Genomic DNA, 26,981 nt, shown 5'->3' on the forward strand with positions numbered 1-26,981 from the left:
TCGCGTATATCCCCGCAAATTGCAGAGGAGGGATTCACCGTGAGTTTCCGCGCCAATTCTATAATATAGTGCGAAGGGCGGCGACAAAGATGCCCGCAAGGCGCTGAAGCTTCTTTTCGACAATCGTTTTCAAAAATAGGTCGGGTCAATGTCTACGACGCTTTTCGAAATCTTGAAGAAACTCGATTACGCGAGAATTCACTACCATATTGGTCGCTATCGTTCCGACACGGTTGACATTACTGCGACGTTTGTGGGGAAACGCCTTGAAATCTCCGTCTTTGATGACGGGCATGTGGAAGTTTCAGAGTTTCGCGGAATGAAGACGTTCTCGATCAATCCGTTCTTGACGATGCAATCAGCCAGACGCTCGCTGACGACCATTTGACCAGATAGACGACTTCCACGAGAAGCAAAAGTGTCAAATGGATTGGCGATCAGCGACTATCGCTAATGCTTTCAGCTACGCTGAAACCAACCTCTATCGAAAGTCGATTCGTACTTCCTCGGTCCATCGTCTCGCTCAGGTGGGCTCTGTGGAGTGATTTGCGGTGGATTCGGTTGTACGCCATTGCGCCGTACGTTCGATCTACTCGCGCATCCGCGCTTCGGGATCGGCGTTCAAGGTGATGCGGTGACAACGGCCACGGTGTCGGCACTCGCGTCGAATACACCCTGTAGCCTGTCGGCATTTAACCCTCCGATCGCCACCAGCGGCAAGGGGGGCGACGGCCAACCCCATTTTTTCGGTATACTACCAAATGTCAGCGCCTCTGGGAAATCTGGACACACCGTCAGGCAAGCAGAAATATATAAATATTACTGATGTTATATTTTGCTCTCCAATAAAATGACAACTAGCTCTGCATCGTATGCGCTCGCGCTCTCGATGTTGCGAATTTATTTCACAGTCATTCAATTTTATACTTTCATCTTTTTTGTTTAATTGGTAAAATGCACGTCAAGCTTGTATTGGTGGGAGCCGCAAGCGCGTAGAAATGTCTCGGCGAGGGGGAGGCCAAAATGGTTGCCAAAAAGAAAGGCAGCACCGACGTATTCACGCTGAAACCGGACACCGAACTCAAATCAGTGCTGAAGGGCGTGACGCACGTCTACCACGGGGGTGCCTGCTGCGAGACTGATGGTATGGGGTTTGCCCTGCCCAATAATCGATCCATCACGGAAATTGTCGTCGACGCTACTCAAGGGTTCATTCCGCTTTGGGATAGCAACGTCACCCTGAATTGGCGCTTTCAGGACGCTTCCTTACAACAATTCGTCGATCCCGAAGCAGTAAAAGCCTATCTGCGCACCCTGCTGGGAGAAACTTTGCTCGCTTGGAAGACGGCGGTTCCGATCAAGTTTTCGGAAACGTCCGCGCCTTGGGACTTCGAGATCGTCGTGAGGGCTCAAGACAATTGCAGTGCGTTCGGATGCACTCTTGCGCGGGCTTTTTTCCCCGACGCCGGACAGCACGAGCTCGTGCTCTTTCCAAAAATGTTCGAACAAGTGCGCAACGAGCAAATCGAAACGCTCGCCCACGAGCTCGGCCACGTGTTCGGACTGCGCCATTTTTTTGCAAAAGTGTCTGAAACGGGTTCCGCGAGCGAAATTTTTGGCACGCATGAGCCGCTCTCCATCATGAACTATGGCGAAGAAAGTAAGCTGACGACGACCGACATGGACGACCTCACGCGGCTTTACCGTGAAGCATGGAGCGGCAGCCTGACCGAGATCAATGGCACGCCTATCCGCTTGATGCGGCCGTTCAGCCACTTCCGGCAAAAGGCGGAGATGCCTCCTCAGTTTGCATTGGTCGCTCGCACGATCACGTGACGATTCCTGCTCCACGCATTTAGCCCGTACTCCAGGCGCTGGTGAGAGACATGCCGACACAAGAACGAGTGATTTGGTATCACCCCCGCCGGACGGAAGAGCTTCCGGTCCCTGAGGGTGCCATGACGCCTTTTGACGGTACCACAGATCTGAAAATAGCGCGGAGGACGCGGCGCTTGACACAGACACCGGCAGAACGCCAGCGCGACATCCTGATTGATCCTGATTTTGGGGTGGGCATTCCTATCGTCGACGGAGCCCACACCGCCAAGGACTATGCGATGGGTTTGCTCAGGCTTGCCGCCGAGGTCGAACACGCGCTCATGGTGCAATATCTTTACGCCGCCGATTCGATCGATCCAGACGACGATGCAAGGAATAATGCCGTCAAACTGCGCCGGATTGCGCAGGAGGAGATGGGGCATCTTGGCACCGTACAGAACCTGTTACTCCTCCTTGGCGGACCACGTGCATTTTACCTGCAGCGCGACCTGATCCGCCGGGGAAATCCCGCCAATCCGATCGCCTTCGTTCTGGAGCCCGTGTCTCGTCATTCTCTGGCCAAGTATGTCGTTGCCGAGATGCCTGAGGAGGTGCCAGAGAGCAAGCAGGCCAAGGTCGATGAACTCATAGCCCTCGCTGAAACCGACATGGGCTTCAAGCCCCATCGGGTTGGGGCGATATATGCAATGATCCGCTGGCTGTTTCTCCCGAAGGCCGAGGCCTTGGCGTGGATGGATTTGAAAGCGCTCTTTCCCGACGCGCCTTTGCCAGATAGCCCGCATCTAGAAGATGCCGACTTTCAGGAGCCAGCGATAATTGCACTCCATGAGGTGTTTGGTGAAGATTGGGGAGACGATAGCGGACATTTTCTCTTGGAAAGAGCGATTGACCGTCAGAGCGCATTGGACGCTCTCGACCTTATCACGGACCAGGGGGAAGGTCTCGGCGGAGCGGATAGTTCTCACTTCGAGGAGTTTCTGGAACTCATCGATGCGTTCGACATAAAGCCATTCGGTCGACCGATCGCGACATCGCCAACATTGACGGTGGGGCATGGTGGCGAAAAGCCAACGCCCGTGGTCGCTCCCTATACGGCGAAATGGTTGGAAGTTCAGTCATTGCAGTATCAACTGCTCATCGTCGGACTGCTGCATGGCCTGGCCCACCCACGAACAACCGACGATACGCTGCGCTCGGATCTTGCAGAGCTGTGTCTGAAATCCATGCGCCGGCTATTTGGTATGCTCGCCAAATTGCTTACCCGCATGCCGGTCGGTGCAGACGGAAGCATATCTGCAGGCCCGTCTTATGATCTTGAGCCCGCTCAAATCAACTCTGCAGACATCGCCGAATACGTCCGGCGGCAACTGGCAATCATGGATCGCCTGGCAGTACTCTACGCCGAGATCGAACAGACAGGCGATGATGTCACCGATCAACTCGCCGAACTGCGCTTGCATGATCGCGGCAGACGCAAGCTGTTGAAGACGCTTTCGGCACAAATCACATGAGAACGACGACGGCAACAAGGGGGCCGATATGATGATGTACCGGATATTTCCCGCAATCGGTATTGCCCGGATTGGAGGAAATCATGATTTCTTCCTCGGTCCAGAAATTCCCGGGCAAGGACCTATCGAACTCGACGGCTCTCCAGCCAGGCGCTTCAAAAACAGTGATGGGACACTGATCCGCAAACAAGGCGCCCGCTTCCGGGTGTTTCAGTCCGCCGACGACGGTGCCACATGGGCACCATTGGCACCCGGTGCAACGGTAGAATGGTCGGTCACCCTTCACAACAAGAAGGCATCGATCATTCGCGAACTTGAACCGCCGACGAAGCCGGAACGCCCACGAATAGATCCTGCCCTCGTATCAATGCATATCCAGGCTCCGACTGCGAAAGTCAGTGGTGTAAACGCCGCTGGCGCGCCGATGACAGGGACTTTCACCACGAAAGATGCTGGTGGTGCACCTTACAATGCGACCGTTAAACTCGGCAGTTTGCGAACCGATGGCGCCGGGAACCTGATCGTGCTTGGTGGTGACGGCATTTCGGACGCTCCACCCGGAACCCCAATCGGCACCGGAAACGGCACCAGCTACTTCAAAAGCCCGAACTGGTACGATGACGTCGCCGACGGGCCAGTCAGCGCGGTTGTCAACCCAGGCCCAGGGGAAGCACCGGTTACAGCGGATGGCGGCGCATGGGTCATCGTCGCTCCTCCGGACTACGCGCCTGCTATCGGTGGTGTGGTCACACTTTACGACGTCATCTTGCAGGTTGGCGTTGATCATTTCGGCATCTCCGTGCCGGCAATTCCGTCCTTCGATCGAGAGATCATGCCGATGATCCGCCGCGTGCGGCGCCACAGGTGGGTCAACGACGCGGCGATATGGAGTAACCCGGCATTGGATGCGGCTGACAGCGACCTGCGAAGCAAGGACGTTGCAATGAAGGCACTGAAGATCAAGGTATGTCAGCGTATCCGAGAGTCCGAGGAGCAACTCGAAGGTCACACAGATCCGGACGGTCCGCCCTTCCTGCTCCGACAGCATCAGCAGGATACGCTCGACGCGTGGCTGGCCGGAACCTTCGATGATGCACCGTCGAGCTTTGGTTCTGAACCCACACCTGCCAACCTGACGCGAGCAGCGCTCGAAGGAGCGGTTGGCCAAGGCTTCTGCCCAGGGATTGAAGCCGGTATTCTCGTTCTCGACCAATCGATCTATCGGAAACCATTCGATTTCCGGATAGATCACGCTGGTGTCGAACCCGGTGACATGACGGCTCTGATGGCGCAGCCATGGCAAGCGGATTTCCTAAAATGTAATACCGAGTGGTGGCCGAGCCAGCGACCCGACGTGGCGCCGCAGTCAGGTGACTTTACGGACAACGAAGAATGGAGCCGCGGGATCGGCTCAAGCCATCGCAAGCTTGCCAAGGAATTCCAACGCCTGGGCTTCGTCGTGCAAACGGGGCCAGAGTCATTCATCGAGGCGGAACGGGACAAAACCTTTTAGCGGTTCAGGGAAGATGGAAAAGCCGTATGACGTCTGCATCGTCGGACCAGGTCCGGCTGGAAGCGCTTGCGCAATTGAACTCGCGCGTGCTGGCTTACGCGTCGCACTTGTTGGGCCAACAATTGACGAGGCCCATCGAAACGGAGAGGTCATCAGCCCCCGCGCCCGGCGGCAGATTTCGGCGGTGGACGCGTTCTCGGGTATCCCAATTCGCTTCGTCTGCTCGCGCTGGTCGGGAAAGGACGCAGATATCTTCGACCTCAAGCTTTCGACGGGTCGGCCTGCTATGTCTGCCGTGCGGCCGGCACTGGACAGGAAACTCGTAGCCGAGGCTTGCGCAGTCGGCGCACACTACATTCCCGCCGCGGTTCGCGCAACGCTCAGAGACCAATCGCTTTGGCACATAGAACTTTCGGGCTCGGCCGGTCTTGTCCCTGCACGTTTTGTCGTTGAAGCGACGGGGCGCAGCACACGGTCGCGATTCTGCGCGAATGTCAGGCGCCATTTTCTGGACGCGCTCGTCGTGCTCTGGTGCACTGTCGAGTCGGCACACGAAAATGGCGACGGCATGCTTGAGCTTGCTCCGTGCCGCATCGGCTGGTGGTATCGCGTGCCCATCGGCAGCGGTCGCAGTTTTCTCGCTTTGGCGACCGACGCCGATATCATCCCCCCTGATGGACGACATTCCTTTTTCGAGAGATGTGCACGAGACACGGTTTTTGAAATCGATGCCACAATGCGACAGACTCCTTTACGGATAGCCGATGGACGATCCTCGTTACGCATGCCGCAATTTTTTCCAGGATGGATACCGATCGGAGACGCCGCGTTTTCTCTCGACCCTCTGTCGGGTGATGGCGTGGCGCGGGCGCTTGCAGATGGCATTGAAATTGCACAGTTGCTGATCTCCAAACGATCCGACATCGGTTTTGCGCTCGATTTAGACCCATTGATCACGAAGCGAATGTATCATGCAAACAAGCTCCTGAAGGAAAAGGCCCTGCTTTACCTTGCAGGAGATCGTTGGCCCGGGGCTCATTTCTGGTCTCGACGCGTTCTCTCATCGTAGAGCGCAATCGTGCGATGAATATGCCGCGTGTGAAGTCTCCGTGTAGTGTGCCTTGGGAATAAAAATGAACGAGGGGTCAGCGTCGCTGCTCCAAAGCTTTGATCCTGTTGCGTAGTTCCGTGTCCGCCTGGTTCTCGAGCAACAGCTTGCCAAGTAACAAAAGGGCCGCATCCGTCTGGTTCCATTTTACCAAGTTCTCCGCCACCTTCCGTCGGATAGCGGGCCAGTCGTCGATATCCACTCCCCATTCCTTCATAGATTTCAATGACTTGAAATGCTCTGTCGCCTTTTCCTGATTCTGTTCGATTGTGTAAAGCTGTCCCAGACAAAAATGGGCTAGGTCGGAGGCCTCTAAGCCGACAGACACTTCCTCAAAGAGCTGGATCGCTTCCCCATAATTTGCTCGGATTTCGAAGTAGAGCCGAGCGAGATTGGCACGCGACGATCCGAAGTTTGGATCGGACTTATGAGCCAAGTCGAAGTACATTTCCGCGCTGTCGGCCTGCGCGTCAATGTCACTGCAATTGTTGCGACGCGCGATGGCGGCTAACGCCGCGTGAATAATGCCGATATTGTTCCGGTGCCAAGCCCAGATCTCGCCTCGCTGGCCTCCGAGGAACTGATCGTGGCTTTTCAAGGCCGCTTCACGGCCCTTCAGGGTCTCAAGCATCTGTGTGACGTGCTCGCGGACCTCTTTTTCGGCCTTCTTTTTCCATCGAGGCCTCCAGATCTTCAAATGGATTAACAAATAGTCCCGGGTCACCTCGGCCAAATAGTAAAGCGGCTCCACCCGGACACGTTGATCACCGCAACACTCCCACAGAGCACGCACGAACCCGCTCTGACCCAACGGAATCCCATCCTTTGTCAACTCCTTCGACAGCGCGTCGAGTTCGACGATGGTTTCGGGAAATCGGTCGAGATTGTAGGTTTCAACGTATGCGGCCGCGAGATTGTACTTTGCTGCGGTCCTTAGGAAAAAGATGTCGCTTTTGCTAAATTCCTTGAAGATACGAATGGCGTCTTTTTGATCCTGTTCGCCGAGCACCGATTTCGTGATTCCGAGATAAAACTTCGGAAGCAGCTCCCTCGGACTAATCGTCAGGCTTTTTTCGAGCGCGGCTTGAGCAAGCTCGAGAAAGTGCTTCGTTGACGTCTCCTCATACCGGCGAAGAAGGTGTAGCGCTTCCACGAAGAGGCCGGCCGCTCGACCGTCGACGAATTTCAGCTCCGGTATGGCTGAGAGCTGCGAGGAGAAAGCGACGGTACTCATGGTCGCACCAGGCTATCTCCATAGACCCTGAGCGCCAGTTTCTGCCCGATGTCGCGGTAGCCGAGGCTCGTGTCATCCGTGAGCGATGGAAGCTGCCAGACCTTCTCGGTATGACCGCCCCATCTCAAAATGGCGTTCACATATGGCTTGTTGTCGATCGTTTCGACGCGAATTTCGAACTGATACGTGTAGAAGTCGAAGATGGCCTGGAGCATCGCCGCAATACGGCTGACATCCAGGCCCTGTACTTTTAGATCGGGTCCGACGATGTCGCCGAGAGACAGAGGCGCGAACAAGCGAAGTTGCCCCATGCCCAAGGAGGGAATGTCGCTTTGGTCCTGGTGCCGCCGCAGTTCGCGTATCGTGATGACAAATTCGTCAAAGGCAGCGTTGCGTTGCTCCGGCTGCGCACTTCCCGCCACGGTGACCTTCCAGTTTAAAGGTCGTTTGAAGCAGGCCGCCAGGATCTCTTCGAGGAAAGGACCGAGCCAACGGCTCCAGAGGAAGGCTAAGATCAGAAATACCGTGCCGGCGGCTCCTGCATAGACGAAATAGTCGATAGGCCACCACCGATTGAATGGAGCCCTAAGATAGGCTCGGATTCCCAGAGGGCCTGCCTCCTTGTGACGGACGGCCGCCTCAATGCCCTCGAGAGCATCTCCCACAAGCGCCGCATTTGGCGCGGCTGTCACCTCAGTGAACTCCACGATCGCTTTGTCCCAATCGCCAGCCGCTAGAAAGGCTTTGCCAAGCCGAAGCTTTCTGACGGCGACTTGCGCGGAGTCGTCGTCGTTCGATTTCGCATTCAGGGCGAAGGCATGAGATAGCCCGGCGCGGCCGGCGGCAGCGAGGTCATCATTTGATGACATCGCGACCTTCGTGAAGGCATCAATCGCTTTCTCCCATTGCCGGGCTTGCACGAGACTACGCGCCAGAGACAATTGTCGAAGTTCGCCCGCGCGTTGTTCAAGTGGGCCTGGGGAGGTTGACACCCGTCCAGCGCCTTTCTCCTGCGCCAACGCTGCTGCAGGGGGCAGAGCGATTGTGGCCAGGGCGAAAAATGCGGCGACTGATATCCTTAACATTCTTGCCATGGAGCGCTGATCTCTTCTTGCGGGACGCCTCCTGCCAGTTTTGCCAGATTAGTTGCGGGCCTGCGGAACGCCGCATGATATCGCCCTCGACAACTGGAGGATGGCACATGGGATTCAATGAGCCGATACGGCGATGACCCCAGGGTCAATTCGCGGCAGCGCCCCTCCGAACCTATTGGACACCCTCAGAAACGATATCACCGACACGGTGCGCGCTCTGGAGTTCTGCCTCCCTCTTCTCCAGTTCGGCGTTTGTGAGCTTGACCGCCGTCGACGGTGATAACCCCATGAGTTGACCCTCCGGACCGGCGAGGCTTTTCAGCTGTCCGACCACGGGGCGATGATCGGAATAGCCTACTGCGTCTTTGCTGCAATAGGACTCTTCCGGAAAGAGTATTTCCGCGGTTGCAACCGTCCCTATCGGCACGTAAATTTGGTCGAGCATAGAGTTGAAGTCGGGGCTGCACTGCGTCTTGACCGGAGAGGCGGGCCTCAGCCATATCCTACTGGAGCCCGGGCCGAGTGACGTGAAAGCCTTAATGTTCGCATTGTCGGGTGCATCGTCACCGGGTTCGATGGGGATGTTCGTGTCGCCGAGCACGATGGTCGGAACAGCCGATTTTGCCAATTCCTCTGCAAGCAATGCTGCCTGATGCGCCCGAGTACCGGGCTCGTTGCAGCATTTCAGGTGCACGGTCGTCACTCTGAACTCGCCGCCCGTCTGAAGGTCCAAAAGACGTAAACTGAGCGCGCCACGCAGTGACCAATCGGCTTTCCCATATTTCGTGCCATCCGACTTCGACCTGATGAGATGGAACTCGTTCGTTTCGAGCTGTCGTAGCCTATCGGTGCGGTAAATGATGCCAAGCAGATCGGCCTGGCGATCGACATTGACGCCGCTTTCGCTGATTACGAAGCGCCAACGCCCTCCCTGTTTGGCAGCCGCCTCCGTATAGGCCTTAAGCGCATCAGCGCTTTCGACCTCCTGAACGGCGAGTAAATCGAAGCCTCCCATGGCGGCGATCGTCTCGGCCACCTTTACCGGTTGCGTATCGGCGTCGGACTCAGTGTTAAACGTCACGATCCGAAGATCATCGGCCATCGCAGAGCTGGCAAGAGCGCAGCAAAATGCCAAATATGCAGGAAATCTCATCTTCGTCCCCGATGGCTTGTGCCAGAACTCGTTTCCTCTGCCCACTGTTACCTGTTAACCGGTCGATCTACGGACTGGCCTGTTGCGGACCTTCGGGCCGCAATCTAATGATGTGTATTGACCTTAATGCCGCATAGGGCGAGTTGCCAGCCCCTGCTGCAGTTCATTCGGGCTAGCTCGATCTGGTGCGGGCGGTCGGGCTGATTTACTCGGCTGCCATCAGCCACCTCGATCAAAAAGGTCGATTCTATCGCGCTTAGACTTCAAGCCAAGCAACAACCGACACACCCCAACAGGACGCTAACGCGGGTGATTGTCGCTGGTCCACAGTTGGGGACGGATCTGCCGTCGCGGTCAGCGCATGGTGAATGTGATTGGAACGGAGGCAGAAGCGGTCGATCTGTTCCTGGAGCTTCTGCGCCTCAAGCGTCGGCGCAGGTATCGACTGAGAGGCTCGTGCATTCGTCTGTGCTAGCAGTAGCCAGACCATCGATGAGATAAAAAAGCGTATCGGAGCTTTCAGCGTTGCGACGCGCTGACACGCGCGGGAAAGCGGGAATTCGCGTCACACGAGGGCGCGAGGAAGGGCAGCCGCAGGAGCTTGAGCGTCAGCGGTCCGAAGGACAAGGGGGACCGACTGCCCCACGAACTCGTGTCCGCTTTGAGGCGGATTCGCCACCTCGCGAAATTCTCGCAATCGTTGGCCGTTGTCGATCCAGATGAGGACTTGCTTCTGGATGAGCTCGGCACCTATAACGCTGGCTGCGGTCTCGAGTGATCAGGCTTTACAGCCGTGGTGATTCCAAAGCCGGTTGCGGCCTTGACTTTCGGTTGCATTTTTGGGCATGCTCGCTCAGGCCTTTTGCAGGTAGAAAATACGCTAAAAGTGGCTGGATAGACTTGGTCGTTCGAGCAACTATCTGCGGTCGGGCGACCGCGATTTGCAGATAGCCGTCAGATTATATGAATTCAAGCGGTCTTACCTATGTCTTGTCCGGGGGGTCATGGCAATTCGGGTTCTGCCTTCACAAATCATCGCCATGCTCGCGTCGCGACGCCATCGCCTACGCCACTTCTTGTGGCACGCGGTCCGCGGCGCCTGGAACAATCCACAGCTCACCGACGAGGCCAAAGCCTTCATACGGGACAAGGGCTGGTCTCCGCCCGATGATCGCGCGCCCATGGATGCAGAAGGAAGGCTTATCCTGGACAATCATTCGGGCGAAGACTTCCTCTACATGCATCGGCAGATGATCAAGGAGGTCAATGAACTGCTTGCGCAATTGGGCGAGCCGCAACTCGCAGCCTGGCCGTCAATTCCAAGGCCTGCAGACCACCCGGACTTTGCAGTCCCGCCAGCCTGGACTTATAGCGATCCTTCCGAAAACGACGCAACGAATACAGCCATGGCCGCGAGGCTGCAGCGTGTGAAGTCTGACGGCTATTTCGACAATCCGATCGCGATATGGGAAGCCTTCTTCACGCGTCCGTCCAACCTCGCGCAGTTGTCGCTAGGCGCCCTGGGCAATATGCTCGAAATGACAATCCATAACAATTTGCACATGCGCTGGGCCAGGGAGCCCATCGGCTATATGCCCTCCCCCAATTTCGACGACACGCGCGCCATCGATTCGAAATGGGATGCGGCAGACTACGACTATCTCGGCGATACCTATTCGAGCCATGTCAATCCGATCTTCTGGTCTCTCCATGGATGGGTCGATTCTTGCATCGATCGATGGGCAGCGGCCAATCGTATAAGCGATGTTGCGTGGGTGGGGACCTGGACCGGAAAACTTGAAGATGGCTGGACCCATGGCGCACCGGAGGCGATCACGACAGCGGTCAGGCGGCAAGCGATGGGCGCGCACGGTCATGCTCATGGGGAGCACGGGCAGGACGATACGGATCTTCGCGATATGGAGGCGATCGTACAGAAGCTCGGCTCCTGCCGGGTCATCCGGAATTTCTACGACCTTCTGCGCGACCCGGATTGATGCCGGCGCAAGCACATCTGCAACCAACACATTGGGAGGCAATTCATGGCAAAGACTACTCGTGGAAGCCGGCAGTCAACGGGAGGGGTTTCCGAGGAGGCGTTGCGCAGACACATCCGCGCCAAGGGCGCGGACTATCTGCAGGATCCCAACGTCACATCGGTGGGTATCGGCCTGAAGAATGGGAACGGCCCGATCTGCATTCAATTCACGGTCGGTACCAAGGGAGATTCTGCGATAGAATCGCTTGGCAGCCGCCGCATCCCCGAGGCGATCGAGGTGGAAGGTCAGATGGTGCCGACGGATGTATTGCAGCGCGCCTTCCGCCCGTCGTTTGAAATCGTTGCAGAAGAACAACTTGATCTGCGCCGCCAGAGGCTCGATCCGATCCGGCCGGGTGTCAGCATTGCCCATAGCGCTGAAACCGCTGGGACCCTGGGTTTGATTGTTTTCGATCGCGCGACTGGAGCGCCCTGCGTGCTGTCCAATTGGCACGTTCTCAATGGCAATGTCGGAAAGATCGGCGACACGATCGTGCAGCCCGGCCCCTACGATGACAACAATATCACGCTCAATCTCGCAGGAACCCTGCTCCGCAGCCATTTGGGTGCGGCCGGCGATTGCGCCCTGTCAAAAGTTCAGCAACGCGGATACGACCGCTCGGTTTTCGAGCTCGATGTCGTGCCGGCTCGAATGGCGCGCGTTGCGCTCGGGGATAAGGTCATCAAATCGGGACGGACGACCGCGGTGACGAGAGGCGTCGTGCGCCGCGTCGACGTTATGGCCAAGATCAACTACGGCATCCCTGCAGGCGAACAGGCTATCGGCTGCTTCGAAATCGGTCCTGATCCCCAGGATGTTCCGGCAGACGGCGAAATCAGCAAGGGCGGCGATTCCGGATCGGCATGGCTCATCTTTGACAAAGGCAAGGCCACCGATATTTTTGCAGGCCTCCATTTTGCTGGGGAAACCGATGGGACGAGCGACGAGCATGCGCTCGCCTGCTACCCGGCCTCCATCCAAAAGAAACTCGATTTCGTCATGGAGGCGCCGGCGTCCACCGCAATCCAGATCGAGGGCGTAGTGGCTCGACGAGGCTATGATGCGGGTTTTCTTGGTGCTGCCGTCCCGGAGCCAGGCCTGTCCGCCGCGCAGAAGCGCGATGCCGTCAATTTCGATCGAGGCCAGACGATACCCTACACGCATTTTTCCGTCTGCCTGAGCGCAAAGCGCCGGATGGCGCGCTATGTCGCCTGGAATATAGATGGCTCGAGGCTGGTGGCACTGCCACGCCGCGGCTTTTCGATCGATCCGAGGATAGATGCCAAATACCAGTTTGGAGATGCGCTTTATGTCGAGAACCGCGTCGACCGTGGCCATATTGCGCGCCGCGCCGATGTCTGCTGGGGACCCGTTGCGGAAGCGGAACAGGCCAATCGGGATTCGTTCTATTTCACTAATATTGCGCCGCAACACGAGCGTTTCAACCAGTCATCCAGAAAGGGGCTGTGGGGTGAGCTGGAAAACCTCGTGTTTGACCAGGCCGACCTCAAGGACCTCAAGCTCTCGGTCATTGGTGGGCCGGTCTTCGGAACGGAAGATATCGAGTACAGGGATGCCCTCATTCCTCGATCATTCTGGAAAATGATCGCCTATCTCGGCAAGGATGATCGGTTGCGATGCGCGTCTTTCATCCTGTCCCAGGAGAAGCTGCTCAACGATCTCGAGAGCCTCGATCTCGATCCCTTCCGTATCTATCAGGTGTCACTTGCCGAGCTTGCCCGGAAAACCGAACTCAATTTCGATCTCCTTTCGGATGCCGACATCATCAGTCGTCCCGAGCTCGTTACCCGACCGCTCGGCCCTGAATCCCTGGTCGATACCACCAAGGCTGTGACCGAGATCCGTTCAGAGCGCGACTTACGCCTCTGATCTAGTGGTCAATGGCAATGTCGGCTGGGCTCGTCCTTGACACAGAGGCCGGCACCGCGGTTGACGCAGTGACTAACCGCGATAGTCGATCAAGCGGGAGCTTGGCTTCGGCTTCTCTCGTGGTTCGATGCGATCGCTACCCCCGGACGATTTTTCGTACGGGAGACGGATCGGCTAGACTTTGAGTTAGCCCAATCACCCATGATTAAGCTGGAAAATGCGTTAGGGGGCTCATGGAAATTCTTAGCAAGTTGAAACAGATACGGCTTTCTACCGGTCACACAATTCGAGAATTTCTTTGGCCCTGTATTTTTTGCCTTATCGGAGACCAGGTTTTGGTAAGTTCCGCCTGGGCGTCTTCGTTGAGCACGGCCTGCCTCCGGTTTGAAGCCCGCGCAAACTAACTGGGAGACGTTCAAGAGTCCAGTTTGCTTCAGTCCTGGCGTGGTGGGAACCCCGGTGTTAGCAGTTTCGACGATCGCGGTGAGCCCCATCGACGACCTTGGTCCCCCGCGGCGGCTCGATAGTATATTTCAGTCACCCGAAACCGACCATCGATGCGTTTGCACTGAACGATGACGTCGATCGCGATCTTCAGCATCTCGCGTATATCGTTTCGCTCCAGGTCCCTTCCGCCGTCGGATTCCTTCACCAACAGGGTCAACTGCTCGAATGCAAGTTCGGCAGAGTCGGCGTGCACCGTCGTAATCGAACCCGGATGGCCGGAGTTCACATTGCGAATGTAATAGAAGGCGGTCCCGTCGCGTAGCTCCTGCAGAAGGACGCGATCCGGCCGCATGCGCAGGCAGGATTCAAGCAGATCCTTCGCCCCGACTTTCGCCAGCCCTTGGCCGCCCTTGGAATAGAAGAGACGGACGTGGTTCGGCTGCGGGATGACGAGCTCGGGCGTGTCTTCGATCGAGATGATGCGTTCGCTCGAAGGTATATGGCGGATCAAGGCCTTCGAAAGCGTCGTCTTGCCGGATCCTGTCGCCCCGGAGATGATGATGTTCTTGCGTGCGTAGACGGCCTCTCGAAGAAATGCCTGGTATGACCCGGTTCGAAGGAGGTCCAGGAGCCTACGGTCGATTGCAGAGACGTCCGCCTGTTCCCTTGCCACCTCGGCGAACAAGCCACCTTGATCAAGATCATTCAGGCTGAGCGACACTGAAGACGGCTTTCTGATCGTGATGCTGACGGTTCCCTTTGTCGTAGCGGGCGGGATAACGATCTGAATGCGCTCATCGCCTGGCAGCGTTGCCGAGAGGATGGGTCGGGTTTCGTCGATTGACTGGTTGGAATAGCTGGCAACGGCCCGCGCCAGACGCATCAGCTTGTCGAACGACAGCTCCGGCAGATCATGGGTTTGCCACCCGGCCGTGCCCTCGGTGACCACCTGGGTCGGCCAGTTGACGATGATCTCATAGAGGGATTTGTCGCGCAGGAAGGGCGACAGCGGTACCAACAGCTCTCGCACGACACCTGAATCGGCTCCCTCTGTCATGGCGGGCTATTTCGTGACCAGGGTCGAGGCTGGAGCGAAGTCGCCAAGAACCGCCCGATCGTAGACGCGGTAGCGCGGTTCCGTCACGCGAAGGCGATAGACGCGCGAGAAATCGAGATCACGCGCAACGAAGATCGAGACCAGCTCCCCTTGATGCTTCAATAGCGTCGGCGGAATGTTGATCGACTGCTCGACGGCGATGGTCGCGGCCTGCTTGCCGGCGCTCGTCGTGTTGTCTGCCTCGACATCGCTGTCCTGCAGCTGGCTGTTGACGTAGGAGGTGGCGTCGCCGACGATCGACAACAGGATCGCGCTGCCGAAACGCTCCCACCAATGGGTATTGACGTAACCGTCGACTCCGGCACGCCCAAGCGCATCGGTTGCCGGCGACGCCAAGGTGATGATCACCCCCTTGGGCGTCTTTGCCCGGTTCCAGAGCACAAACAGGCGCTTCTGGCCGCGGCGAAGGCCGCCGCGATATTCGCCGACCACCTGCGTGCCCTTCTCCATCAGCACGACCCGGCCGTTGTCCGACAGGACGTCGCGGTTGATGACACAGCTCGTGAACCCGGGTTGGTCCGACGACAGTGCCGTCTCCAGGACGCATGGAATTGAGTTTCCCATGGCGACGATAAAGTCGCGGTTTCCAAGCGTTCCGGCGCGGGAGCCCTGCAACTGTGTCGGCGTCAACATCCGGGTGAAGCGCTGATCCTCGTTTTCCGCCTGAGCACCGAGATTGCCCGGATTGTTTCCGAGCGGAACATAGTTCGAATTAACATCAGCGCTAGCGGCTTCGTCCTGACGACGGGTCGGCGGTGACTTCTCACCACCATAGGCCATAACTGGCGCCCGACGCGCTGCATCGAGAAGCTTGTCATCATCGCCCGGCGCCTGGTCGGTCACCGCGGGCGTTGGAAGCTGGACTTCCGACGGCGGGGCAACCGGTTGGACCGGCTCTTTCGCCGGCTCGAAATCTGATGTCTGACGGATGACGACGCGTTCGGGCTGGACGCCATCTGCGGGCTTATCCTGGCCGCGCATCGACCAGAGCGCAAAGCCGACGAAGGCGACGATGGCGAGCGCCACCGCACCGCGTTTCAGAATCGGATTGCTGTCGAGGCCCCGGCCCGTCGTCGTTTCGGCGCGCTCACCAGGAATGTGGGTGCTGTCTTCCTCGGCCATGACGTCCTCCTATTGTCCTGTCGCAGCCTGCGTCTTCACGACGCGCTCGACAGAGGGTGAGGTCGTATTCGTATCGGGGTTAATGCCGATACGATCATAGGCCTCGTTGAAGACACAAAGGACGTCGCCTCCCCTGCGCAGGATGAACTTGCGGCTGATCGCGTGCACCAGCACCAGGTTGTTCTCGACGGACTTCGGCACCAGGCTCTCGCTGCCGTCGGAATTTTCCATGTAGATCGCCGGCATTTCCTGGTTGCCGGCAAAGGAAAAGGTCGTGACCTTGCCGTTGTCGTAGACAGCCTGCGGTTCAAGTGCCGCGGAGCCTTGAGCCGAATAGCGCCAGTTGCGTGGTCCATAGGCCTCGTGGAGAGCAAGAACCTTGTCAGCCTCGCCGGCTTGAGTTGCTTGCGCCCGGGCAGCGGTTTCCAGTTTCCGGCGTTCCGCCTCGTCGGCGGGATAGCGATACTTCACATAGAAGTAGGTGTTCTGCCCGGCCTCGACGCTGCCATCGCGCACCGTCAGTTCCATCTGATAGCTGCGTGTCGAGCCATCCCGCCGCGTCGCCACCACCGAGATATTGGTCACCGGCTGGTTTTCGCGGGGTTTTAAAAACAGGATGTTGCCGGCGGGAGCCACTTCCCACGCAACGCTGTTGCCGAGTGCCACATGGGCGATCTCCTCGTCGGCCGCAAACTCTATCTGCACCGAAGACCGCAATGTGCCGACGATCTTGGTGATGTTATAGGGCTGGTAGTCGATGAAACGGACGCGGCTATCCTGCGATGCACCGCGCGGAATATCGAGCGCCAGCGCCGTGGTGGAGAGGCTGGCGACCATGGTCAGGGCGATCAGGAAACTCTGCTTCAATTGATCGCCTCCGGATCGGCGCGATAGTCGCTGACGGCAAAACCAAGCGGATTGGTCAACCGGTCGGTCGAGGACATCGGTGCGTTGACATAGGAGAAGGTGAGCGTCGCCACCCAGTGGGTGGTCCGGACGTCGTCGCCACGCGTGACCGTCCTGGTATAGCGCACCGAAACGACATTGGCGTTGATCAGCGAGATCGAGACGATGTTGACGCGTGCCGTCGCGCCGCGGCCATAGATATTCTGGGGAGAGTCCGGATTCCCGCCTCGGTAGATCGCCGCAAAACGCGTCCGTTCCGGCTGGGTCGAGAGCAGGGCGACGGTGCGAAAATTCTCCTCGGCCTCGCTCCAGACATAGGCTTCCCGCGCACGCACATACTTGGCGGCGAAATACTTGGTCACCGCCTCGTCGTAGCTGCCGGCGGTCGACGTCAGCGCCGAGACGACGTCGACGATGCCGGTCGAATTGTCGACCCGAACGACAAAAGGCTCGACCGTCTTCAAAGGCGTGAGCCCGGCAACGGCGACGATCGAGGCGGCGGCGAGCACGCTCGCGGCAATCGCGATGGACCAGGCGATGCGCGCCGACCGCTCCACCTGGACCAGCCGGTCCTGATCGAAGCGGCGCGCCTTTTCGAAATAGCTCTTCAGATTGTCCGTGCTCACCATCTCACCCCTCCTCGCATGGCCGATAGGAGCCGACGGCATCGAAATGCGCGAAGGCGGCTGGCTCCCCCTTCAGCGGCTCTTTTTCATAGGACGACGCGTGGCCAGTCGCCGGCGGGGGAAGAGCGTCGGAGTCGTCCTGCTTGATGGGCTTGGTTTCCTCCCATTGCCACATGGAGCGGTTGAGCGGCCGGCGCGAATAACCGTCGCATTTGGGCAAGGGGTGGGAGATCGAAGCGCAGCCGGTGAGCTCTATGGCAATGAAAAGCGAGAAGATGATGCGGATCATTTGAACGCAAACCTCTGAAACGTTTGTCGTGGAGAAGTCGTCTTCCGGCCCCTCAAGATCTGAGGCGGCGGCCGACGAACCGGGCGCCTCGCCCAGCCGCTCTGGTGCCATGCGAGGCGGCCCGGGCAAGCGTACTTTCATGGGCGTCTCGGCTGGCACCGTAGCCGTAGGTCAGCGACGCCCCGCCCGCCGCGAGCGCGGAGGCAATGCCAGGCAGCTGGTAGAAGACGTAAAGGGCAGCAAGGCAGATGGCGCAAAGGGCGACCGGACGCATCATGACGTCGGTATAGCTTTCTATTGCCGTGAAGGTCGTGTCGATGCAGCTGATCAGCAGTGAACCGATCGCGACAACCAGGACCTGCAGAATGACGAAATTGGCGAGCTGACCGATCCAGGATTCGGTAAAACGACGGGTGGACTGGAACATCGCAAGCGCGACGAAGATCGGGCCGATCGCCAGCACGATGGCGAGCGCCAGCCGGGCATAGAGCGAGACGATGTAGCCGATCGCCGCTACGGTGAAGCTCGCGCCGATCGCCATCATCCCGCCAATGCCGGTGACGATGTCGGCGGGCCAGGTGGCACGCGCCCAGATCTCCTGAGCGCATTTCTGGCCCTTGTCGAGCAGGCTGTCGAAGGTAGAGGCACTCGGTGCCGTCCCCGAGTTCAGCGCCTGCGAGATCTCGCGGGGCAGCGTTTCGAAGAAAATATTGGTGACATAGGTCTGATATTCGCTGGCGTTGCGCACCAGCATGACGATGATGGCAAGCTTCATTGCCCGAAACGCGAATTCGAGAATGGGCTCCTGGACCGAGCCCCGCAGGACAAGATAGCCATAGAGCACGACATAGAGCGTCAGCGCCGCGGTCAGCGGGCCGCTAATCCAGCTGGCGATGTTCGAGGTACCCGACGAGATGAAATTCTCGAGCGGCGACTTGAACTGGCCGTCGACGAAGCTGAAGACCTGGTACATGGCTCAGCCTCCGAGCGATGTCTTCATGCGTTCAAGCCGCAGCTTCCAGTCCGCCGCCTCCGCGTTTTGGCAATTCGGCGTCTGACGCAAGGCGCCGGGATTGTTGCGGCATTCGCTTATAATCTTCGCCAGCAGTACCTCATCAGCCACGAGTTCGTCGACGGTATGGATCTTGTCTCCCTGACCGAAGCAGCCGGAAAGGGTCAGCGTGACGATGCCAAGCAGGAGATGTTTCATTTGAGCGCCTCTCCCATGGCATCCAGGCGCTTGCGCCAATCCTCGGCCTTGCGCTGGTCGTCGACCTGAACCTGTGCCTGCTGGACCATCTGCAAGGCCTGCATGCGCAGCACGTCTGTTTGCAGGAAGGCGGTTTCGGCCTGCAGGCGTGCCTGAAGATCGGCGATATCCTTGGCATCCGCAGCACTGGAGATCTGTTGGCGCAGCTGATCGATGCCGTCGATGCGCTTGGTGGCGGCATCATAGATCTGCTGGCCGAGGCTCATCTGGCCGGCATTCTGGTTTTGGGCGCGCGCCAATTCCTGCGCATAGAAATCATTGGCATCGGTGCGATAGGTGGAATTATTCTCGAGGAATTTCGAGGCGGAGGTGCCGAAGGCCCCGGTGCCCGACCCTTTGAGCAGCCCTTCGATGGCATTGAAGTCCTGCGGCAACGCCTTGCGGATCGAAGGATCGTTCAGCACACCGGCGACATCGGCCATGTTGGTGATCTTGTTCAGCGACGCATAAAGCTGGCGCGCCTGCTGGAGCTGTTGATTGAGTGCGTCGAGCTGGGATTTCAGCTGAGTGATGCTCTCGATCTGCTTGGCGATCGCCGTCTCATCGATGACCGGAATGCCCTGCGCGAATGCTGATACAGGCAACAGCGCAGCCATCATCGCCAGAGCAAACTCGATTCTGATCCTTTCCATCAATCCGTCCTCCTTCTTTGCTGAAACACGGGTAGCCAGTCTTCGAGCCGGTCGCCGACGTCGGCCCGGATCGTCTCGGCGAGTTCGACGTTGACGGTGCGGCCGGACAGGATGTCGAGCTCGTCGTCGAAGCCCCTAAGGTTCAATTCCGCGACGACGCTGTTGTGGCCCTGCTTGACGATGAAGCGCCGGCTTTCGACCGAAAGCTCGCGGGAGAGAAGTTCGAATTCGCGCTCCGTCAATTTGAACCCACCGACGTAATCGGCGTGATCGCCGCGCGGATTGGGAAGGAAGATCTGCGTCGGGCACTGCTCGATGATCGTATGGGCGATCGGCGAGACGATCGCGTCGCGCGGGCTTTGGGTCGCAAACAACATCAGGCCGTTCTGTTTGCGGATCGTCTTCAGCTTGTTCTGCGCGAGGTCGCGAAAGCCTTCGTCCTGCAGGGCCTTCCAGAACTCGTCGATGACGATGATGATGCGCCGCCCGTCGATCAGCTGCTCGATGCGAAAGAACAGGTAGGCCATCAACGGGGTGCGGATTTCCTCATTGTCGAGGAAATCGGTCATGTCGTAGCCGATGAACTTGGCGCCAATGCCGATGTCGTCGGTCTCGTTGTCGAACACCCAGCCGAGCGGCCCTCCCCTTTCCCACCGCCTGAGCCGCACAGCGATGCCTTCGGGGTCGGTGTTGTTGAGGAAGGTGCGCAAGGCGCCGATCGAGCGTCTCTCGACCGGCAGGTCCGCCAGCCCGTCGATCGCCGAGGCGATGTCGCGCAGCTCCAGGACCGTCAGTTCACGCTTCGCCGACCCGACCAGCTGGCCGACCCAGCGGGCGAGGAACACCTTGTTCTCAGGCGTCAGTTCAAACGCCTTCAACGGCGCGCAGCCGGTGGCGACACCATTTCGAAGCGGCAGGTAAGTGCCGCCCGCCGCCCGCACGAAGAGGTCGGCTCCCCGATCCTTGTCGAAGAAGACCATGTGCGGATCATGTTTTTCGAGCTGGGAAAGCATGAAGTTCAAAAGCACCGTCTTGCCAGTGCCGGACGGGCCGCAGACGAAGGTGTTGCCGAGATCGCTATGGTGGAAATTGAAATAGAAGGGTGAGCCGGAGGCGGTCTTCAGCATGGCGACGGCCGGTCCCCATTCATTGCCGTCTTTCTTGCCGGTGGGATAGGAATGAAAAGGGGCGAGCGCCGCGAAATTCCGCGACGTGATGGCGCCCGATCTTGCCCGATAGCGGAAATTGCCCGGCCCCTGCCCCCACCAGGCCGCCTCAAGGCCAAGATCCTCGCGGGCGACGACGGCGCCGCCATTGGTGAGATAGGCGCGTGCTTTGGCCATATTGTCGGTGAGTTCCTTCACCGAAGGCGCGAAGACCGACAGCGCCAGTTGATGCTCTCCAAGCACGAAGCGGTTCGATTCCAGATCGTCCATGGCATCGGCGAGCTCTTCGATCTGCGACGCCGCCTTGTCGCCGGCGCTGACCATCTGGTTCTGCTTGCGCCCCATGATCGTGCGTGCATCGACTTTCGAGACGAAGGCGAAAGATTGCGTTAGGATGAGCTCGAACGGCGCCGTCAGGATGCCGTCGAGCATGCCGCTGCGGGTGGTCGCCGGATATTCCTTGAACCCGAATATGCCGGCGTAACGGCTTGCGGCCTCATGACGGATCTCGACGGTCTCGCGCCCGAAGATCACCCGATCCGAATAGATCGCCGAGGATATACGGCCTTCCGTCAGCGGAATGCGCTCCCGCCGGCCGCCGACGATCTGATGCAGAACCTCGCTCGGCTCGGAAAAGACGATATTGTCCTGTTCGTAGAGGGAAAGCACACGAGGCTCGAAGGGTTTCAGCCCGGCCGTCACGTCGGAGACCTTGTCCCTCAGATGCTTGAGGGCATCCTCGTCAAGCTCGACACGGTCGCGGCGCGCCTTGCGCAGGCGCGCAAGAAGGTTGGCGGCTTTCTCTGCGGGATCCAGGGCAGGATGCCAGACAAGCGAGAGGTAAAGATCGTTGCGAAACAGATCCGCTCCGATCATGCGGTCGCGATATCGAGCGTTCAGACCTTGCGAGAATGGGTTGGCGAAGGCTCCGTCCGGGTAGGCATTGTCGCGGCAGCGGATGACATGAGTCCAGAGCGCCAGATGGTCGTCGGCGATGTTGCGGTAAAGCGTATTGAGATCGCGATGCAGACTGTTGAGGTCCAGGACATCGGCGGTTTCGAAGGATATGCCTTCAAGCGCGACCATCACCATCAACGCCCTGGATTCGAGCGCGATCGTCGTCTCGTCGACGTGACGGACGTACGGAATGAAGGTTTCGGGCCCGAGTTCGCGCGAGCGAAGCGTTGCGATGCTAGGCAAGGCTCAAATCCTTTTCGTCATAGCGCCGGATGAGCCTCAGGGGCGACAAGCTGGCACCGCCCCAATAGGCGGCGTTGCGCGACCGGCCGCGGGTCTCGATCCAGGAGATCAAGATCCGGAACATGTTGTGGTCGTGCTTGACGAGCGTGCGGAATATGAAATGGAAGACGACGCCGACAAGTGCGTAGGCGATCGATCCCGCGGTGATATAGAGGATGGTCGTCAGCATGACGTTGACGCCCATCGCCTCCATCGTTACGCCGGCGATCATCGCCGGGCGCGTGCAGGCAAGAAACAGGATATCCTCCTCGATCGCAGCGGTCGGCATGATGATCAGCTTCCGACGATCGTATTGACGAGTTCCGTCGCACCGAAAATTCCGCCTATGCCGATAATCCAGAAACCGGCGCGGCGCAGATCCATGTAGCCGAACATCCAGGCGATGCAGATGATGATGACGGCGATGACCGCAAGCAGCCGGGCGATATTGCCGGTCAGCATGTCGACGATGTTCTGCAGGACGGTTTCGACGCCGGCCGCTTGCGCGAAGGCCGGCTCCGCCAGGCAGGCGCTGATGACGGCGGCCATCAGAAGTGAGGCTGCGACAGGGCGAAAGTCTGCTCTTGAGATCATTTTCTTTGCTCCGATCGTTCGTCTTGAAACACGAGAACCTGGGATGACCGCCGGACGTTGAAGACGTCCCACGATGCAGCTCCGCCGGATTGGGAAAGGAATTGCGCAGCCGGCGATGTCTCCCGGCTGGCTGACGGCTCCGCGACCGGGGCTTCTTCACGCGGCTCGGCGATAGTGAGAGACGCCAGGTCGGAAGGCAGGCGGACCATTTCCTGGCGGACCTGCTCGTCATATTTGATCATTTCGCCAACAGACGGATCATCACGCCCGTAGTAGGACTGAAGCATGACCTTTTCGGCCTGCTTCGCGTCGGCGCCGGCGCTCAGGGCAAGGCGATAATAGCCGTCGAGCAGGGTGGCCGTCGCCTTGAGGTTCCGGCAGGGATCGAATGCATCCGAAATCGAAAGCTTCAGCCTGCGCAACTCGTCCAGGCCGATGCCGCCAAGACCGATCTGGACGTCCTGCCGATCGGCGACGAGGGAGGTCGCGAGTTCAATTGCCTCGGCCTTTGATGAGGGTTGGCTCTCAAGCGGCGGGCCGCTGTTGACACGAATGGCGAAGGGCTTGAAACTACTCTCGAGACTGATGACGGCGGCGAGCGTCCTGACGTCCACCATTGGTGCGCAATTCTGGGCGAGATCCACGAAAACGGCGGCCATCGATCAGTACCAGACCCGTTGCGTTGTCGCCCCGTCGATCGTGACGTCGATATAATGGGGCTGCGATCTGACGTTCGGGCGGGCGGTCGGATAGCCCATGCATTGTCGCCGTCCGTCCAACGGCTGCCATCGCGGGGACAGAACCGAGCCGTCGCTGAAATCAAACCCGTCCCCAGCATGAGGGCAGAATGCATCGCTCACCGGCTGGAGGGCTGTCGACACGCAGGTTGTTTCCTGCCCGCGCGGACCATAATCACTTTCCAGCCGGTATCCGGATTCGCAGTAATAGGGCTCATACCCCGGGCGCGAACTGTGGAAGCTGGCGCCGCTGCATGTCGGGAACGAATGCCCCTCGGCAAGCTCGCGCCAGAGCTTCTGGATCGGCGGCCGGCATTCCGCGAACTGCGTCGGACCTCCAGGGTTGGAGAGGCACAGGATGACCTCGCAACCCCAATCATTTGCTTGCGCCCTGCCAGGTGAAGTAAGGTAGGGTGGCACTATGCAGCAGGCCGCGACGACCGAGTTGAGCAGAAGGTTTTTCATGAGCAAGATCCTTGAAAGGACATCCCATTGCGGAAGAGGCGGCTTGCCTGTAGAGCAATTCATACTGACTTATATAACACAGTAAAATGACATGACAAGAGCGTTCAAGACCCAATGGCAGAATCTCGCCTTCTCAGGCCTCATCCTGCATGAGATCCTCGACCATCCCCTTGATGATGATGAGACGCCTCAGGCAAGGCTGAAGCAGGTCGGCATGATGACGATCCTGTACAGCATGAATCAGGCGCACCAGAAGCTAACGCTTTCCAGCATCATGGAAATTACCGCTCTGACGCGCAGCGGGGTCAAGGAGACGGTGGATCTGCTGGTAAAACGAGGGATGTTGGACGAGACGATCGTGAAGAATTCGATGGGACGTGGAACGGCACGCCAGTTTGAGATCTCAGAGGCGCTTCTGAAGAAGTTAAGCTCCTTCAAGCCGGATGAGCTAGAATTTAAGTGAGGTTGGAAGCGACGGTGGCGGCCGGACTTGGGCGACCATCGCGACGCTCCTGCAAACAGCAAAGATGAATGCCGTCGATCCGCAAGCTTGGTTGACCCAGACGCTTGAGCGCCTTGCGAATGGATGGCCCAGCAGTGGAATCGACGCGCTCATGCCATGGAACTACGCCGCCTGAACGGCCCCGGCTTGTCGCCTACCTATGACCAAGCATCCGATTGAAATGATCATGTCTGTCGAGCGGGCGGCCCCGGCGCTGGTCGACGACGACGCTGCTCGCCTAATTCGGCCCTGCGAATTATTTCGAAACCTATGATGTGTATCTGTTGGACGGTGATCGGAAATAGACCGTCTGACGAAAAAGGAGGCGTCCGGCATGAACACAAGCTTGGGTGACCGCAGGGTGACCGCATCAGGCCGAGCGGGCTTGCGCGACTATATCGCCATTGCACGGCTCGATCACAGTACGAAGCATGTCTTCATCGTTCCCGGCATCATCCTCGCCTATCTTCTGCGGGGGGTCAGAACCGACGACCTGGCGTCCTCGATCCTGCTCGGATTTGTGACCGCGCTCTGCATCGCATCCGCGAACTACTGCATTAACGAGTGGTTCGACCGCGAGTTTGACCGGCATCATCCGACGAAATCGCAGCGGTCCGCCGTGCAAAGCGCGATGAACGGCAGGCTGGTTCAGCTCGAATGGACAGTGCTGCTCATCGTCGGCCTGGGTTGCGCCATCCTCTCGAGCAAACTTCTGTTCTTCGTCGCCTGCCTGTTTGCGATTCAGGGAATCCTCTACAATCTCGATCCGATCAGAAGCAAGGATAAGGCCTATCTCGACGTCATCTCAGAATCGATCAATAATCCGATCCGCTTGGTGATCGGCTGGTCAATGATCGACCCAACGAGCCTGCCGCCGGGATCGATCATCCTGGCCTACTGGTTCGGCGGCGCGTTCCTCATGGCGGCCAAACGCTTGTCGGAATATGACGAGATCGTCGCGTCGCATGGCAAGGAGTTGCTGTCGCGCTACCGGGCGAGTTTCGCCCAGTATACGCAGGTCTCGCTGACCGCCTCCTGCATTGCCTATTCACTGTTTTCGATCGCCTTTCTGTCCGTATTCCTGGTCAAGTATCGCATCGAGTACATGCTCATCTTGCCCTTCGTCGTTGCCCTATTCACGGCCTATTTCGTGATGGCGACGAAACCGGGCTCTACGGCGCAGAAACCGGAAAAGCTGTTCCGCGAGCCCGGCCTGATCGCGATCGTCGCGGCCCTGGCGGCGACCTTCATCTTCACGACATTCGTCGACATTCCGCTGCTAGTGACGCTGACCGAGCAGCACTACATCACCATCCGATGATCGCGAGGAATGTCGACTGGGGCAGTATCCGCTTCGTCGTCTTCGATGTCGACGGAACGCTATACAACCAGCGCAGGCTGCGCCTTCGGATGGCCGGCGAGTTGCTTGCTGATGCGGTGGCGAGAGGCAGCCTAATCAATCTGCGTGTGCTACGCGCATATCGTTCCCTCCGTGAAGCAACGGGCAAGGAGGAGATCGACGATTTCCAGGCGAACCTGATGGCACGAGTCGTCGCGCGAACCGGCCAGCCAGCCGAAAAGATCGAGGCTGTCGTCAGCGAGTGGATCGTACGCCGTCCGCTCGCCTATATCGCATCCTGCCGGTATGATGGGCTGGTGGAATTGTTTACCGGGCTCAGACGGCAGAACAAGGCGATCGGGATCTATTCTGATTATCCTGCCGACGAGAAGCTGCAGAGGATGACATTGTCGGCCGACTACGTATTGGCCTCCACCGACCCTGGCGTCGGCATCCTGAAACCTCACCCGCGCGGCCTGCAGATGCTAATGCAGCGCGCAGGCGTCGGTCCGGGGCAAACGGTTCTGATAGGCGACAGGCCCGAGCGGGATGGCCTTGCGGCGCGCCGAGCCGGTGTCCTGCCGCTCATTCGCTCCGAACGGCCGCTGGAGGGCTGGCTGACCTTCTCGACCTATTCGGACCCGGTGTTCGCAGCGCTGCGGGCAGAGGAAACGACCGGATGATCTTGTCAAAGGCTATCCGCTATGTGTTCACCGGAGGTCTGGCGGCGTTCGTCGACCTAACGGTGTTTCGTGGCCTGCTGGCGTTTGGAGTGTCCCTCGGCCTTTCGGCGACATCGAGCTGGCTGATCGCGGCCGCCGTCAATTACAGCGCCACCAGCCGCTATGTCTTCAATCAGGCAACAAGCCGCAAGCGCGCTTCACTGTTCTTGATCGGCGCGCTGCTCGGCCTGTCGATCAATGTCTGCGTCACGCTGATCCTCGTGCAACAGGTCGGGCTCTTACCCTTGTGGGCAAAGCTTTTCGGCATCGGCGCGGCCTTCGTCTTCAATTTTGTGATAAACCTTCTCTGGGTGTTCAGGTAGAGCCCGCGACCGACGGCGCCATATCTTTCCGTCCTTTGAAGGACGGCGCGCAGAATAAGAGAAAGTTCAGCGGAGCCTTGTTGGAAGGTTTGTTCGACAGCGGC

Annotated in this window: 28 protein-coding genes and 2 pseudogenes; 13 read left to right on the plus strand and 17 right to left on the minus strand. The window is 58.5% G+C overall.

From position 1 onward, the window contains the following. The first annotated feature begins 148 nt into the window (after window positions 1–148). On the plus strand, window positions 149–388 hold the full coding sequence (locus B5P46_RS25340; RefSeq protein ID WP_245456275.1) for a hypothetical protein: 240 nt from the start codon (window positions 149–151) through the stop codon (window positions 386–388). 201 nt (window positions 389–589) lie between these two features. Here B5P46_RS25340 and B5P46_RS35565 read toward each other — a convergent pair. Next, a pseudogene (locus tag B5P46_RS35565) lies at window positions 590–723 on the minus strand (thiamine phosphate synthase); the annotation flags it as partial. Window positions 724–1,023: 300 nt separating this feature from the next. Between B5P46_RS35565 and B5P46_RS25350 the strand changes: the two are divergent. The 4 genes from B5P46_RS25350 to B5P46_RS25365 all read left to right on the plus strand — a co-directional run bounded on the left by B5P46_RS25350 (window position 1,024) and on the right by B5P46_RS25365 (window position 5,932). Then, complete coding sequence (locus B5P46_RS25350) at window positions 1,024–1,836, plus strand: reprolysin-like metallopeptidase (protein ID WP_129421136.1); 813 nt, start codon at window positions 1,024–1,026, stop codon at window positions 1,834–1,836. A gap of 176 nt (window positions 1,837–2,012) precedes the next feature. Further along, window positions 2,013–3,350: a ferritin-like domain-containing protein gene (locus B5P46_RS25355; protein ID WP_164986551.1), complete on the plus strand. Its 1,338-nt coding sequence runs from the start codon at window positions 2,013–2,015 to the stop codon at window positions 3,348–3,350. A 28-nt stretch (window positions 3,351–3,378) separates the two neighbouring features. Next, on the plus strand, window positions 3,379–4,863 hold the full coding sequence (locus B5P46_RS25360; RefSeq protein ID WP_129421138.1) for a LodA/GoxA family CTQ-dependent oxidase: 1,485 nt from the start codon (window positions 3,379–3,381) through the stop codon (window positions 4,861–4,863). 13 nt (window positions 4,864–4,876) lie between these two features. Continuing rightward, window positions 4,877–5,932, plus strand: a complete 1,056-nt coding sequence (locus B5P46_RS25365) for an NAD(P)/FAD-dependent oxidoreductase (RefSeq protein ID WP_129421139.1) — start codon at window positions 4,877–4,879, stop codon at window positions 5,930–5,932. Between the two features lie 76 nt (window positions 5,933–6,008). Here the strand turns inward: B5P46_RS25365 and B5P46_RS25370 are convergent, their stop codons facing one another. From B5P46_RS25370 to B5P46_RS25380, 3 genes are all read right to left on the minus strand, one after another. Beyond that, a complete protein-coding gene (locus B5P46_RS25370) occupies window positions 6,009–7,205 on the minus strand; it encodes a hypothetical protein (RefSeq protein ID WP_129421140.1) in 1,197 nt (398 codons plus the stop codon). After that, the gene (locus B5P46_RS25375; protein ID WP_129421141.1) at window positions 7,202–8,299 is read right to left on the minus strand and encodes a tetratricopeptide repeat protein; all 1,098 of its coding nucleotides are present in this window, start codon (window positions 8,297–8,299) and stop codon (window positions 7,202–7,204) included. Before B5P46_RS25375 ends, B5P46_RS25370 begins: the two co-directional genes overlap by 4 nt. A gap of 172 nt (window positions 8,300–8,471) precedes the next feature. Continuing rightward, on the minus strand, window positions 8,472–9,401 hold the full coding sequence (locus tag B5P46_RS25380; protein WP_164986552.1) for an endonuclease/exonuclease/phosphatase family protein: 930 nt from the start codon (window positions 9,399–9,401) through the stop codon (window positions 8,472–8,474). A 364-nt stretch (window positions 9,402–9,765) separates the two neighbouring features. On the opposite strand from B5P46_RS25380, the gene B5P46_RS25385 reads away from it, so the two are divergent. The 3 genes from B5P46_RS25385 (at window position 9,766) to B5P46_RS25395 (ending at window position 13,381) form a co-directional block, all read left to right on the plus strand. After that, window positions 9,766–9,927, plus strand: a complete 162-nt coding sequence (locus B5P46_RS25385; protein ID WP_129421143.1) for a WGR domain-containing protein — start codon at window positions 9,766–9,768, stop codon at window positions 9,925–9,927. A gap of 529 nt (window positions 9,928–10,456) precedes the next feature. Continuing rightward, window positions 10,457–11,449, plus strand: a complete 993-nt coding sequence (locus B5P46_RS25390; RefSeq protein WP_129421144.1) for a hypothetical protein — start codon at window positions 10,457–10,459, stop codon at window positions 11,447–11,449. Between the two features lie 45 nt (window positions 11,450–11,494). Beyond that, window positions 11,495–13,381 (plus strand): DNA/RNA non-specific endonuclease, encoded by a 1,887-nt coding sequence (locus B5P46_RS25395; protein WP_129421145.1) that lies wholly within the window; start codon window positions 11,495–11,497, stop codon window positions 13,379–13,381. Between the two features lie 433 nt (window positions 13,382–13,814). Here B5P46_RS25395 and virB11 read toward each other — a convergent pair whose 3' ends face one another. From virB11 to B5P46_RS25460, 13 genes are read right to left on the minus strand one after another with little or no spacing between them, the layout of a single operon-like run. Beyond that, window positions 13,815–14,885: a P-type DNA transfer ATPase VirB11 gene (virB11, locus tag B5P46_RS25400; protein WP_245456279.1), complete on the minus strand. Its 1,071-nt coding sequence runs from the start codon at window positions 14,883–14,885 to the stop codon at window positions 13,815–13,817. Window positions 14,886–14,891: 6 nt separating this feature from the next. Next, window positions 14,892–16,067 carry a type IV secretion system protein VirB10 gene (virB10, locus tag B5P46_RS25405; RefSeq protein ID WP_129421146.1) on the minus strand — a complete coding sequence of 392 codons (1,176 nt, stop codon included), beginning with the start codon at window positions 16,065–16,067 and terminating at the stop codon, window positions 14,892–14,894. Window positions 16,068–16,076: 9 nt separating this feature from the next. After that, entirely contained in the window at window positions 16,077–16,934 is an 858-nt protein-coding gene (gene virB9 / locus B5P46_RS25410; RefSeq protein WP_129421147.1) for a P-type conjugative transfer protein VirB9, read from the minus strand. After that, window positions 16,931–17,602: a virB8 family protein gene (locus B5P46_RS25415; RefSeq protein ID WP_129421148.1), complete on the minus strand. Its 672-nt coding sequence runs from the start codon at window positions 17,600–17,602 to the stop codon at window positions 16,931–16,933. The genes virB9 and B5P46_RS25415 overlap by 4 nt, the downstream gene beginning before the upstream one ends. A gap of 1 nt (window position 17,603) precedes the next feature. Continuing rightward, on the minus strand, window positions 17,604–17,888 hold the full coding sequence (locus B5P46_RS25420; RefSeq protein WP_129421149.1) for a hypothetical protein: 285 nt from the start codon (window positions 17,886–17,888) through the stop codon (window positions 17,604–17,606). A 52-nt stretch (window positions 17,889–17,940) separates the two neighbouring features. Then, complete coding sequence (locus tag B5P46_RS25425) at window positions 17,941–18,861, minus strand: type IV secretion system protein (protein WP_129421150.1); 921 nt, start codon at window positions 18,859–18,861, stop codon at window positions 17,941–17,943. Window positions 18,862–18,864: 3 nt separating this feature from the next. Then, a complete protein-coding gene (locus B5P46_RS25430) occupies window positions 18,865–19,098 on the minus strand; it encodes an EexN family lipoprotein (RefSeq protein WP_129421151.1) in 234 nt (77 codons plus the stop codon). Then, a complete protein-coding gene (gene virB5, locus B5P46_RS25435; RefSeq protein ID WP_129421152.1) occupies window positions 19,095–19,790 on the minus strand; it encodes a P-type DNA transfer protein VirB5 in 696 nt (231 codons plus the stop codon). Before virB5 ends, B5P46_RS25430 begins: the two co-directional genes overlap by 4 nt. After that, a complete protein-coding gene (locus tag B5P46_RS25440) occupies window positions 19,790–22,156 on the minus strand; it encodes a VirB4 family type IV secretion/conjugal transfer ATPase (RefSeq protein WP_129421153.1) in 2,367 nt (788 codons plus the stop codon). Before B5P46_RS25440 ends, virB5 begins: the two co-directional genes overlap by 1 nt. Further along, the gene (locus tag B5P46_RS25445; RefSeq protein ID WP_129421154.1) at window positions 22,149–22,484 is read right to left on the minus strand and encodes a type IV secretion system protein VirB3; all 336 of its coding nucleotides are present in this window, start codon (window positions 22,482–22,484) and stop codon (window positions 22,149–22,151) included. Before B5P46_RS25445 ends, B5P46_RS25440 begins: the two co-directional genes overlap by 8 nt. Window positions 22,485–22,489: 5 nt before the next feature. After that, a complete protein-coding gene (locus B5P46_RS25450; RefSeq protein WP_129421155.1) occupies window positions 22,490–22,789 on the minus strand; it encodes a TrbC/VirB2 family protein in 300 nt (99 codons plus the stop codon). Then, on the minus strand, window positions 22,786–23,448 hold the full coding sequence (locus tag B5P46_RS25455) for a lytic transglycosylase domain-containing protein (RefSeq protein WP_129421156.1): 663 nt from the start codon (window positions 23,446–23,448) through the stop codon (window positions 22,786–22,788). Before B5P46_RS25455 ends, B5P46_RS25450 begins: the two co-directional genes overlap by 4 nt. Window positions 23,449–23,451: 3 nt before the next feature. After that, window positions 23,452–23,991 carry a hypothetical protein gene (locus tag B5P46_RS25460; protein ID WP_129421157.1) on the minus strand — a complete coding sequence of 180 codons (540 nt, stop codon included), beginning with the start codon at window positions 23,989–23,991 and terminating at the stop codon, window positions 23,452–23,454. Window positions 23,992–24,082: 91 nt separating this feature from the next. Between B5P46_RS25460 and B5P46_RS25465 the strand changes: the two genes are divergently transcribed. The 5 genes and pseudogenes from B5P46_RS25465 (at window position 24,083) to B5P46_RS25485 (ending at window position 26,877) form a co-directional block, all read left to right on the plus strand. Then, complete coding sequence (locus tag B5P46_RS25465; protein ID WP_129421158.1) at window positions 24,083–24,454, plus strand: MarR family transcriptional regulator; 372 nt, start codon at window positions 24,083–24,085, stop codon at window positions 24,452–24,454. 4 nt (window positions 24,455–24,458) lie between these two features. Continuing rightward, a pseudogene (locus B5P46_RS25470) lies at window positions 24,459–24,629 on the plus strand (transposase domain-containing protein); the annotation flags it as partial. A gap of 198 nt (window positions 24,630–24,827) precedes the next feature. Further along, on the plus strand, window positions 24,828–25,814 hold the full coding sequence (locus B5P46_RS25475) for a UbiA prenyltransferase family protein (protein ID WP_129421159.1): 987 nt from the start codon (window positions 24,828–24,830) through the stop codon (window positions 25,812–25,814). Next, window positions 25,811–26,515 carry an HAD family hydrolase gene (locus B5P46_RS25480; RefSeq protein ID WP_129421160.1) on the plus strand — a complete coding sequence of 235 codons (705 nt, stop codon included), beginning with the start codon at window positions 25,811–25,813 and terminating at the stop codon, window positions 26,513–26,515. Before B5P46_RS25475 ends, B5P46_RS25480 begins: the two co-directional genes overlap by 4 nt. Then, the gene (locus tag B5P46_RS25485) at window positions 26,512–26,877 is read left to right on the plus strand and encodes a GtrA family protein (RefSeq protein ID WP_129421161.1); all 366 of its coding nucleotides are present in this window, start codon (window positions 26,512–26,514) and stop codon (window positions 26,875–26,877) included. Before B5P46_RS25480 ends, B5P46_RS25485 begins: the two co-directional genes overlap by 4 nt. Window positions 26,878–26,981 lie beyond the last annotated feature (104 nt).

The sequence above is a fragment of the Rhizobium leguminosarum genome, assembly GCF_004123835.1.
GTDB lineage: Bacteria > Pseudomonadota > Alphaproteobacteria > Rhizobiales > Rhizobiaceae > Rhizobium > Rhizobium leguminosarum_M.